General features: G+C 74.4%; 9 protein-coding genes and 1 pseudogene. 5 read left to right on the top strand and 5 right to left on the bottom strand.

What is annotated here, in order from left to right:
- A partial coding sequence (locus KMS84_RS13485) for a sigma-70 family RNA polymerase sigma factor family protein (RefSeq protein WP_498066948.1) occupies positions 1-538 on the top strand: 538 nt, incomplete at its 5' end.
- A gap of 56 nt (positions 539-594) precedes the next feature.
- Here the strand turns inward: KMS84_RS13485 and KMS84_RS13480 are convergent.
- The 4 genes from KMS84_RS13480 to KMS84_RS13465 form a co-directional block, all read right to left on the bottom strand.
- Positions 595-936, bottom strand: coding sequence for a DoxX family protein (locus KMS84_RS13480; RefSeq protein WP_256916429.1), 342 nt, complete (start codon positions 934-936; stop codon positions 595-597).
- A gap of 126 nt (positions 937-1062) precedes the next feature.
- A complete protein-coding gene (locus KMS84_RS13475; RefSeq protein WP_256916428.1) occupies positions 1063-1788 on the bottom strand; it encodes a class I SAM-dependent methyltransferase in 726 nt (241 codons plus the stop codon).
- Between the two features lie 156 nt (positions 1789-1944).
- On the bottom strand, positions 1945-4506 hold the full coding sequence (locus KMS84_RS13470; RefSeq protein WP_256916426.1) for a SpoIIE family protein phosphatase: 2562 nt from the start codon (positions 4504-4506) through the stop codon (positions 1945-1947).
- A 520-nt stretch (positions 4507-5026) separates the two neighbouring features.
- Positions 5027-5470 (bottom strand): SRPBCC family protein, encoded by a 444-nt coding sequence (locus KMS84_RS13465; protein WP_256916424.1) that lies wholly within the window; start codon positions 5468-5470, stop codon positions 5027-5029.
- 202 nt (positions 5471-5672) lie between these two features.
- Here KMS84_RS13465 and KMS84_RS13460 point away from each other — a divergent pair, with 202 nt between their 5' ends.
- From KMS84_RS13460 to KMS84_RS13445, 4 genes and pseudogenes are all read left to right on the top strand, one after another.
- Entirely contained in the window at positions 5673-6716 is a 1044-nt protein-coding gene (locus KMS84_RS13460; protein ID WP_256916423.1) for an Rv2578c family radical SAM protein, read from the top strand.
- A gap of 144 nt (positions 6717-6860) precedes the next feature.
- Entirely contained in the window at positions 6861-8462 is a 1602-nt protein-coding gene (locus tag KMS84_RS13455; RefSeq protein ID WP_256916422.1) for an alpha/beta hydrolase, read from the top strand.
- 50 nt (positions 8463-8512) lie between these two features.
- Positions 8513-8913 (top strand): annotated as a pseudogene (locus KMS84_RS13450) (Rid family hydrolase).
- Positions 8910-9464: a GNAT family N-acetyltransferase gene (locus KMS84_RS13445; protein ID WP_256916421.1), complete on the top strand. Its 555-nt coding sequence runs from the start codon at positions 8910-8912 to the stop codon at positions 9462-9464. Before KMS84_RS13450 ends, KMS84_RS13445 begins: the two are co-directional and overlap by 4 nt.
- Before the next feature lie 7 nt (positions 9465-9471).
- Here KMS84_RS13445 and KMS84_RS13440 read toward each other — a convergent pair whose 3' ends face one another.
- A complete protein-coding gene (locus tag KMS84_RS13440; protein ID WP_256916420.1) occupies positions 9472-10047 on the bottom strand; it encodes an adenylosuccinate lyase in 576 nt (191 codons plus the stop codon).
- Between the last annotated feature and the right edge of the window lie 476 nt (positions 10048-10523).

Here is a 10523-nt window from a genome sequence, read left to right as displayed (position 1 = left end):
CGTGCCGTTCGACGACATCGCGCCGCTGATCGAGCGCACCCCGGCCGCCACGCGGCAGCTGACCGCCCGCGCCCGACGCCGGGTGAGGGGGGCCGGCGCGCCCGCCGCCGACCGGGCCCGCCTGCGCGAGGCCGTCGACGCGTTCCTGGCCGCGACCCGCGCCGGCGACTTCGAGGCGTTGCTCGCCCTGCTGCATCCCGACGTGGTTCTCACCGCCGACCGCTTCGTGGTGCCGACGCCGCAGCCGGTCGCCATGAGCGGCGCACGGACCGTGGCGGAGAGCGCGATGGCGGCGACCGGCCGTGCCCGGTTCACCGGAGCGGCCCTGATCGACGGCCGGATCGGTCTCGTGATGGCCCCGCAGGGCCGGCTGCGGGTGGTTCTGCTGTTCACCGTCACGCCGGAGGGGATCACCGCGATCGACGTCGTGGCGGATCCGGAGCGGCTGGACGCCCTCGAGGTGGCGGTGCTCGACGCCCCCGGGGACCGGCCGGCGCCGTCCGACGCCGGAGACGACCCGCTCCCCGCGGACGGCTGACGCACGGGCGGAGGGGCGACCGGGGTTCCCGGCCGCCCCCGCCCCTCCCGGCCGGGTCAGAACGCCAGGACCAGGAAGGCCACCGCGGGCGCCGCGTACACCAGTGGGAACGCCACGTGCGAGAACCAGCGGGCCCGGACCACGGTGACGGCGGCTCCGAGGAAGTACAGGACGAGGCCGACGGCGGCGAGCACGCCGACCACGGGCACGAGCAGCCCGGCCAGCAGGCCGGCCGCGCCGGCGGCCTTGGCCGCGGCGAGCCACGGCCACCACGAGCGCGGCACTCCGTAGTCGGCGAGCGGTTTCACGGTCCACTCGGCGCCGAAGAAGAGGGAGGCGGCCGAGAAGGCCGCCATCGCGGCTCCGACGACGGTGACGACGACTTGGGCAGTGGACATCTCGCAGCTCCTCATCAGGGGTTCGTGCGGTGCTTCATCCCCCTGACACGGGGCGACGCGCGGATGTGACAGCTTCACGGCACTGTCTTCATGTGAGGGCCGTCATACCCGTGGAGGCGAGGGCGGTCACCCTTCCCGTGCGGTCACGAACCACCGGGACGGCAAGGCGATCCGGGCGCCCTCCGGCGTGAACTCGGTCGTGGTGAGCGGCAGTTCGCCGCAGGCCAGCACGGTGAGCCCGGCGGCCCGCAGATAGCCGGGCACCGCGTCGTCGGCGACCTCGCCGGGCGCGATGCCGTGCCGGAGGACCGGCGCCAGCTTGGGCGGCGGTCCGGCCGGGTCCTGCGCCAGGGCGCCGAGCACGGGCCGGGCGGTCTCCGACAGTTCCACGAGCAGGGCCCGGCCGCGCCGGCCCGCCAGGGCGGCGATCGCGTCCACGAGGGGCTGCCGGTCGGCGGGCTCGCACTGGTGCAGCACACCCCGCACGTACACGTTGGCGTCCCCCACTTCGGCGTGCAGGGCCTCGGCCTCTGCCTTGTCCGTCGCGTCCAGCAGCCGGTACGCGGCTTCGCCGTCCGGATCCGCGCGGCGGGCGTGGTCGAGGGCCGCGGCGGACAGGTCGACGCCGATCACCTGCTCGAAGCGGTCCGCGAAGTAGCGGGTCTGGGTGCCGTTGCCGCAGCCGAGGTCCACCAACGGCAGTTCGGGGTCGGCCAGATGGGGTTCGAAGAGGGCGAGGTGCAAGGCGGCGGTCACCTTCGGGTCCGCGTCCCAGAACACTCCGCCCGGCTCCTCGGGGGCCTCCCGCCAGAAGCCCTCCCACGCCGCCCGGTACCGACTCTCCACGCTCATGCCCAACTCCCCAGGACGCAAGGCCGATCCGCCGTATGTGACGGGCGAGTACGGTCTATCGCTCCTCGGTCGCCGCGACAAGCGCGGTGCCCGTTCCTTCACCGCGCCTTCCGGGATCCGCACGTCGCCGCACACCGGGCGGGCCGGCGGTGGGGGTCAGCGGTGCGGCAGCGTCAGCTCGAACCGGACCGACTTCCCGTCGGCCGTGCGGCTCGCGCCCCACTCCCGGGCCAGCGCGCTCACCACGCGCAGCCCCCGCCCGGCCTCGTCGCCGGGTCCGGCGCTCAGCAGGTTCGGCAGCTCGTGGTCGTCGTCCTCGACCTCGCAGAGCAGGGTGTCCCCGCGGACGAGGCGCAGGCCCACGGGGCGCCGGCGGGAGTGCCGTACCGCGTTGGTGACGAGCTCGCTCACCAGGAGCTCGGCGGCCTCGGCGAGAGCGGCCAGCCCCCAGTCGTGCAGCTGCTCGCGGACCGCCGCCCGGGCCCGGGCGACCTCGGCCGGGTCGAGTGCGAGGCGCCACTCGGCGACGTCACCGGGTTCGATGCCGCCGAGTCGGGCCATGAGCAGTGCGACGTCGTCCTTGCGGTCGCCCCGGCCGGCCCGGGAGAAGGTCGCGGCGAGGGCGCGGACGATGGTGTCGCAGGCGTCGTCCATGGAGGCGGCCGGATGGGCCGCGGACTCGCACAGGGCCGCCAGGCCCACGCCGATGTCCTCGCCGCGCATCTCCACCAGGCCGTCGGTGCACATCACGAGCCGGTCCCCCGGCGCCACGCGGAGGCGAACGGCCTCGAAGGGCACCCCGCCGACGCCGATGGGCGCCCCGGTGGGCAGTTCGAGCAGCTCGCTGCGGCCGTCCGCGGCGCGCACCAGCACCGGCGGGATGTGGCCCGCGTTGGCGAGCTGCAACTCGCCCGCGATCGGGTCGTAGACGGCGTACAGGCAGGTCGCCAGGTAGGTGTCGCCGAGCCGTTGCGCCAGATCGTCGAGGTTGCGCAGGAGTTGCGCCGGCGGCAGGTCCAGGGCGGCGAGGGTCTGCACGGCCGTGCGCAACTGACCCATCATGGCGGCGGAGTTGAGCCCGTGCCCCATGACGTCGCCCACGACGAGCGCAGTGCGCGCGCCGGGCAGCTTCACCGAGTCGAACCAGTCCCCGCCGACCCGTCCGAGCAGGGTGCCCGGCAGATAGCGGGTGGCGAGTTCACAGCCCGCCCTGCGCCGCGGGATGTGCGGCAGCATGCTGTCCTGGAGTGTCTCGGCGACGCTCTCCTGGTGCGTGTACATGCGCGCGTTGTCGAGCACCAGGCCCGCGCGGGCGGCGAGTTCGGCGCCGGTGACCCGGTCCATGTCGTTGAAGAGGGCGCGCTCGGGGTGGCGCAGCAGGATCATGAAGCCGAGGACGACGTCCCGGGCCTTGAGCGGGACGACGAGCATGGAGCGGCCGGTGATCAGGGGCCGGATGTCCCGCTTCTCGAACTGCGAGGCGATGGCGTGGCCCATCTGCTCGCTGATCCTGGGCACCAGGACGGGCTCGCCGGTGGTCATGCACTGGAAGAACGGGGTGTGCGCGGGGAACGGCATGGCCTCGCCCACGGGCACGACGTCGTCCCAGCGGCCGGGTTCGTCGGTGTGCTCCAGGGCGACGCGGTGCCACAGGGTGGTGGTGTCCGGCACGCCGTCGGGGAACCCCTCGCCGGCGACGACCTGTTCGCGCAGATACGTGCCGGCGACGTCGGTGAAGCGCGGGACCACGGCCCGGCTGACCTCGACGATGGTGCGGGACAGGTCGAGCGAGGTGCCGATCCTCCCGCTGACCTCGTTGAGGAACTCCAGCCGTTCGCGGACGGCGGCGTACTCGAGGTCCTCGCCCTCGTCGGCCGGGTCCGGCGGCACTGGGTGCCCTTCGGCGGCGGCGCGGGCGGCGCGCTCCCGCCGCGCCCGGCGTTCGACGCGCCGGGCCACACCCCAGTCGGGGGTCACGGGCACCCGGTCGTTCTGACTGAACTCCATGACGGGGTAGCCGAGTTCGAGGACCTGCGCGACGATGCGGGCGCTTTCGCCCACGCTCATGCTGGGCAGGATCTCGGGCAGTCCGCGGGCGAGTTCCTCGGCGCCGGGGAAGTCCGTGTGCAGGGCGAAGGCGGGCGCGATGCGCTCGACGGCCCCGGGGACCGCCGGTTCCCCGGCGCGCAGGGCGTTCGCGTCGGCGGCCAGCACCAGCAGCCGTTCCGTCCCCGGCCCGACCAGGGGGTAGGCCCACCACAGCACGTCGACGCGCGCATGGCCGCCGTCGGGCGCGGGCACCGTCAGCCGGGCCCGTCCGGCGGCCGGGTACCCGAGCCCGCGGTCGAGGGAGGAGTCCAGACCGGGGCCCAGGCCGTCGTGGGCGGCGTACCCGTCGTAGGAGTCGTCGGCGTAGTCGGCGAAGTCGTCGTCGGGGTCGGGGAGCGCGCCCGAGACGGGGAGGAGGTCGATGGCCGGCTGCCCGATCGCCTCGTCCTTCGCCACGCCGAAGAGCCGGCGTGCGCCGGCGCTCCAGTGGGAGACGAGGCCCTCGCGGTCCACGACGACCACGGCCAGGGGAACGCGCCCGGCGTCCGCCAACGCTTCCCCGCCCTCGGCACGCGGTGATTCCCGCCCCGGCGCGCCGACCGCTTCGCCCGTCGCCGCGCTCGCGGTTCCGCGGCGGGGAGGTGCGTCCCTCTCGGTGCCACGGTCCATGACGCAGGCCCTCTCTCCCCAGAGCAGTGCAAGATCTGTCCCGCGGTTCCCACCGTACGGCGCACGTCGCTCGGTGCGGGCCGCAATCCTGGAATTGGTTTCACCCCGGTGCGCCGGGGTACGCCCTGCGCCCCGTCCGCGCCTCGCGCGCGGTCGGCCCTCGCGGCCGGGACCCCGGACCGGGCCGCGTTCCGCCGGGAGGGCGCCGACGATCCTCGGCAGGGGCGGCGGTGACGATCACGCGCTCCAGCGGCGCGTGCACGAGGGCGGAGGTCCCGCCGCGCGACGGGCGCGGGCGGCGGGACTTCGCGGGAGTCGCCGCGACCGGCTCGTCCCGCACGGGGGCCCGTCATCCGTTCCCCTGACCCGCCGCACCCGCCGCACCCGCCGGACGGTTGCCGCGCGAAGCGCCGACCGCGGGCGAGTGCGGCGGGTTGCGCCGCCGGCCCGGTCACCGTGGAGAGCCACGATCCGTCGGCGGCGACGGCGCTCGACCCGCGCGAGAATGCGGGGCGTCGGCCTACTTCTCGACCTCGGCGGCGAGGTTGGCGAGGACGGCGTCGTAGATCCGGCCGAGCCCCTTGGGGGCGAAGGTCTTCTCGAAGAAGCCGCCGATGCCGCCGGCGCCGTTCCACGTGGTGGTGACGACCACGCGGGCCCTGCCCTCACCGGCCGGGGTGACGCGCCAGACCGTGACCATCGAGGAGTTGCGGTCCTTCTCCACGAGCTCGCCGTCGGCCGGCTCGGAGACCTCCAGGAGGCAGTCGCGCACGCGCTTGCTGGTGGCCTGGAGCTTCCAGTGGACGAGGGTGCCCTCGCCGTCGCCGCCCTCGCGCACCTCGTACTCGCTGAAGTGCTCGGTCAGCAGCTTCCCGCGCGCGCCGCTGTAGTCGGCGATCGTGTCGAACACCTTGTCCGGGTCCGCCGCGACGACCCGCTCGGTGGTGGCCTCGACCTGCGCCATGGGGTTCCTCCAGGTCCGTGTTGCTCAGGGTTGCTCAGGGGTGCCTCAGGTTCGGGGCAAGCCAACCACCCCGGTCCACGGCCGCCCAAATCGGGGTCGCCGAAGCGATCGCGGGCCGATCGCAAACCGGCCCGGAAAGGTCCGTCGCACGATCATGGGAACAGATGTTCTATTGTGAGGGCAGTGCTACCGAGGAGGTGTCATGCGCTGGGAGAACCTCGCCGTGGAGACCCGCCACGACCGGCCGGCGGACGCCGCGCTGTTCGGCGCGGACACGGTCACGACCAGGACGTTCGACACGCCCGAGTTCGCCGGCATCACCTTCCACGAGGTCCGCGCCCGCTCGATCCTCAACCGGGTGCCGGGCGCCTCCCGGATGCCGTTCGAGTGGACGGTTAACCCCTACCGCGGCTGCACGCACGCGTGCGTCTACTGCTTCGCCCGCCGCACGCACAGCTATCTCGACCTCGACACCGGGATCGGCTTCGACACCCAGATCGTCGTCAAGGTGAATGCGCCGGAAGTGCTGCGCCGTCAGCTCGCCTCGCCCCGCTGGCTCGGCGACCACGTCGCGATGGGCACGAACGTCGACTGCTACCAGCGCGCCGAGGGCCGCTACCGGCTGATGCCGGGCATCCTGTCCGCCCTGCGCGAGCGGGCCAACCCCTTCTCCATCCTGACCAAGGGCACCCTGATCCTGCGCGACCTCGACCTGCTGCGACAGGCCGCCGAGGTGACCGAGGTCGGAGTATCGGTCTCGGTGGGCTTCGTCGACACCGAGCTGTGGCGCACCGTGGAACCGGGCACGCCGGCCCCGCAGCGCCGCCTGGACGTGGTGCGCACCCTCACCGACCACGGCATCGGCTGCGGGGTGCTGATGGCGCCGGTCATCCCGTTCCTGGGCGACGAACCGGGCCAACTGCGCGCCACCGTCCGGGCGATCGCGGCCGCCGGGGCCACCTCCGTCACCCCGCTCGCCCTGCACCTGCGCCCCGGCGCCCGCGAGTGGTTCATGGACTGGCTCGGGCGGCACCACCCGCACCTGGTGCGCCGCTACGAACGGCTCTACGCGGACGGCGCCTACGCCCCGAAGTGGTACCAGCGCCGCATCACCCGCCAGGTGCACGAGCTCGCCGAGGAGTACGGCATCGGTCCCACGCGCGCGGGAACGCCACGCCGGGTCCGGCCGCCCGCCGCGGCCGAGGAGCCCGCCGAGCACGGACCGACCCAGCTCACCCTGCTCTGAGGGCGTTCGAGCGCATCCCGCTGCTCGATCGGGTCAATAAAGCACAGAACAGGTATTTCCGGACGATCTTTCCGGGACGATGCGGCAAGGGCCGTGACCTGCGCGGTCCGCCGTCCACGGCCCACCTCGTCCCGGGAGCAGTCCATGAACACACGCGCAGCCGTGCTGTGCGCCGCCGTCGCCGTCGTGGCCGGGACGGTCGCGGCCGTGCCCGCCGGCGCGAGCCCGTCGCACCCCGCCGCCCCCGGCTCCGCCCGCGCCTCCGCCTCCGGTTCCGCGGCGAAGCTCGCCTGGAAGAGCTGCGGCGTCGCCGACCGGCCCGCCCTGCAATGCGCCTCGCTGAAGGTGCCGCTCGACCACACCCGGCCGAGCGGGAAGCAGATCACGCTGGCGCTGTCCCGCGTGCCGCACACGGCGAAGACGTTCCAGGGCCCGCTGCTCGTCAACCCCGGCGGCCCGGGCGGACAAGGGCTGAGCCTCGCCGGGTTCGTCGCCTCGGCGCTGCCCAAGGCGGTCGCGGCGCAGTACGACGTCATCGGCTTCGACCCGCGCGGGGTGGGCAGAAGCACCCCGGCCCTGAACTGCCGGCCGGGCCACTTCGCCCCCGTGCGCCCGGACTCGGTGCCGCTGACGGAGGCCGTCGAGCGGGCCGACCTCGAACGCGCCCGGTCCTTCGCCGAGGCCTGCGGCAAGAAGTACGCCGACGTCCTGCCGCACATCGACACGGTCGACGCCGTCCGGGACATGGACGCGATCCGCGCCGCCGTCGGCGCCGAGCGGCTCAACTACTTCGGCTACTCGTACGGCACCTACCTCGGCGCCGTGTACGCCAAGCTCTACCCGCAGCGGGTGCGGCGCCTGGTCCTGGACTCGATCGTGGACCCGACCGGCGTCTGGTACGAGGACAACCTCGCCCAGGACCTCGCCTTCAACGACCACCACCGCGCCCTGATGGCCTGGATCGCCAAGTACGACAAGACCTACAAGCTGGGCTCCGACCCGGAGCGGGTCGAGGCGAAGTGGTACGCGATGCGGGCCGCCCTGGCGAAGAAGCCTGCCGGCGGCAAGGTGGGCGCCTCCGAACTGGAGGACACCTTCATGCCCGGCGGTTACTACAACGGCTACTGGCCCCACCTCGCCGAGGCGTTCGCGGCGTACGTGAACGCCTCGGACGCCGACCCGCTGGTCGAGGCGTACGAGAACTTCGCCGCGGTCGACGCGGCCGGCGACAACGGCTACAGCGTCTACACCTCGGTGCAGTGCCGCGACTCCTCCTGGCCCCGCGACTGGGACGAGTGGCGCTCGGACAACTGGTCGGTCCACGCCAAGGCGCCCTTCATGACCTGGAACAACGCCTGGTACAACGCGCCGTGCGCGTTCTGGCCGACCCGGTCGCTGACTCCGCCGCTCCCCGTCAACGGCGACCTGCCCCCGGTACTGCTGTTCCAGGCCACGAACGACGCGGCCACCCCGTTCGAGGGCGGCGCGACGGTCCACGCGCTGCTGCGCGGCTCCAGCCTGGTGGTCGAGGAGGGCGGGCAGAACCACGGCGTCACGCTCAGCGGGAACGCCTGTCTCGACAAGCACCTGGCCGCGTACCTGACCGACGGCACGGTGCCGCGCGGCAGCGGCGAGGCCGACGCGCTCTGCCCGGCGCAGCCCGACCCCAAGCCGCTGAGCTCGAAGGTCGCCCAGCGCTCGGCCCGCGGCGCGACACTGCACGGACTGCTGGGCTTCCGCGGCTGAGCCCCGGGGGCGGCCGGGGCGTCGTCGGATCCGTGGTCCACCATGGGCGCATGAGCGAACCGACCAGGACGACCGCCCCCCCCACGGCGTCGCCCCCGCCGCCCGGTACGCGCACGTGGTGACGGCCACGGGCCGATGCGTGGCCGTCGCCGGCCGGTCGGCGATCGACGAGCACGGCGCGGTGCTCGGCGAGGGCGATCCGCGGGCGCGGGCCCGGCAGGTCTTCGAGAATCTCCGGCGCTGCCCGGCCGCCGCCGACGCCACCTTCGACGACGTCGTCGAACTCACCTGTTTCGGCCCGGACATGGCCCACCTGCCGGCGATCCGCGAGGTCCGGGCCGCGCACCTCCCCGACGACCGCCTCCCCGCGGCCTCGGCCGCGCGGGGAGGCGCCCTGGTGCGCCCGGAGTTCCTGAGGGAGGTCGAGGCGTTCGCGGTGGTGGGCGCATGACGGCGCAAGCCCCGCCGGTTCGCGAGATGACGCTCGCGGACGTCGAGCGGGTCTCCGAGATCCGCGTGCGCGGCTGGCAGCACGCCTACCGGGGGCTGATGCCGCAGGCGTACCTGGACGCGCTGAGCGTCGCCGAGGACGCCGAGCTCCGTCGGGCGGGCTTCGGGCAGGGCGGGGCCGGTGTGGTGAACCTGGTGGCGGTGCGCGCCGGGACGGTGGTGGGCTGGGCGGCCCTCGGCCCCTGCCGGGACGGCGAAGTCCACACCCCGGACGCCGAGTTGTACGCGCTCTACGCGGACGTCCAGCACATCGGCACCGGCGTCGGACGCGCCCTGCTCGGGGAGGCGGCGCGGCGGGCCGAGGCCCTGGGGCACCCGGCCCTGCGGCTGTGGGTGCTCCGGGACAACGTCACGGCGCGCCGCTTCTACGCGCGCGCCGGCCTGCACGCGGACGGCGCCGAGGAGTCCTTCGAGGTGGCGGGCGTCGCCGTGCCCGAGGTGCGCCACGGAGGACGCCTGCCGTTGAAAGACCGTCCCCACGAGGCTTCCTGAGGGCCCGTCACCGCTGCCGGGGGATCCGTGCGAGGGCGTGCACGGCCGCCTCCGCGAGCACCGGGTGGGCCAGGGCGTCGTTCAGCACCGGGCGGGCCCGGCCGTCGCCCAGCGAGCCCAGCCCCTCGACGCAGGCGAGGGCCACCCGCCGGTAGGGGTCGTGCGGCCGCAGCCGTCGCTGGAGCGTCGTGATCAGCGCGGGCACCGACTCGGGCGCGCGCAGCCGTACCAGCAGCCGGACGGGGTGCAGGGCGTAGGCGACGCGCAGTTCGTTGGTGGCCAGGGCGGCGGCGGCGCGGGCGGTGCGGGGGTCGCCGAGGCGGGCGAGCGCGTGGGCGGCGGAGGCGCAGCGCGGGGGGTCGCGGTGGTTGAGCAGCAGGACGAGCGTCTCGAAGGCGCGCCGGTCCCCTGCGAGTCCGAGCCGGAACGCGGCCAGTTCCCTGGCCCACAGCGGCTGCCCGGGCTCGGTGAGCACCTGTGCCAGTTCGTCGGGGTCCGCGGCGACCGCCAGCCGCTCGTACGCCGCCGTCGCGCCGGACTCGCGCCGTAAGCGCTCCGTGAGGGATCGCAACTCTTCGTCCATGCGCCGAGCCTAGGACAGGCTCCGGCGGCGTACGGCGCGCGGCGGCGCACGGAAGCGCGGGCGGGCGCGCGACCCGCGCCGCCGCGCGATCCGTGCCGCTCCCCGCCCCGCGGCGGCGGCCCGGGGCGGCGCCCCGCGGTGCGGCCGCCCGCGGTTGCGGTGCGGAACACGTCACACGACGGATCCGCGAAAGGGGGCTGGCGTGCTCGTTACCCACCGGTTAAGCTCATACGAGCGAGTCACCCACTCGCAGCACCTCCTCGTGGCGGCCTGGTGACGCAGTCGCCGCGAGATGTCGGTTCGGTACCCCGTGTACCGCTGTACGACCCGGCCACGGGACAGGGCCGGTCGGATCCGCCGTTCGACCCCGGGCGTGTGCACGCCTGCGGCGACGGCACCGGGCGTGTGCGCTCGCAGCCCGGCGACAACACCCGCGCATCTTCCGTGCACCCGGTGCGCCCGGGCCTCGCAGAGGT

Origin of the sequence: Streptomyces hilarionis (genome assembly GCF_024539675.1) — a bacterium.
In the GTDB taxonomy this organism is placed as follows: domain Bacteria; phylum Actinomycetota; class Actinomycetes; order Streptomycetales; family Streptomycetaceae; genus Streptomyces; species Streptomyces hilarionis.
The sequence above is the reverse complement of the archived record's forward strand: the minus strand, read 5'-3'. Positions and strand labels throughout refer to the sequence as shown.

What these genes read in the sequence shown, in the direction of transcription:
- KMS84_RS13480 (WP_256916429.1), bottom strand. Translation starts at nt 936, where the DNA reads ATGTCCACTGCCCAAGTCGTCGTCACCGTCGTCGGAGCCGCGATGGCG.
- KMS84_RS13475 (WP_256916428.1), bottom strand. Translation starts at nt 1,788, where the DNA reads ATGAGCGTGGAGAGTCGGTACCGGGCGGCGTGGGAGGGCTTCTGGCGG.
- KMS84_RS13470 (WP_256916426.1), bottom strand. Translation starts at nt 4,506, where the DNA reads ATGGACCGTGGCACCGAGAGGGACGCACCTCCCCGCCGCGGAACCGCG.
- KMS84_RS13465 (WP_256916424.1), bottom strand. Translation starts at nt 5,470, where the DNA reads ATGGCGCAGGTCGAGGCCACCACCGAGCGGGTCGTCGCGGCGGACCCG.
- KMS84_RS13460 (WP_256916423.1), top strand. Translation starts at nt 5,673, where the DNA reads ATGCGCTGGGAGAACCTCGCCGTGGAGACCCGCCACGACCGGCCGGCG.
- KMS84_RS13455 (WP_256916422.1), top strand. Translation starts at nt 6,861, where the DNA reads ATGAACACACGCGCAGCCGTGCTGTGCGCCGCCGTCGCCGTCGTGGCC.
- KMS84_RS13445 (WP_256916421.1), top strand. Translation starts at nt 8,910, where the DNA reads ATGACGGCGCAAGCCCCGCCGGTTCGCGAGATGACGCTCGCGGACGTC.
- KMS84_RS13440 (WP_256916420.1), bottom strand. Translation starts at nt 10,047, where the DNA reads ATGGACGAAGAGTTGCGATCCCTCACGGAGCGCTTACGGCGCGAGTCC.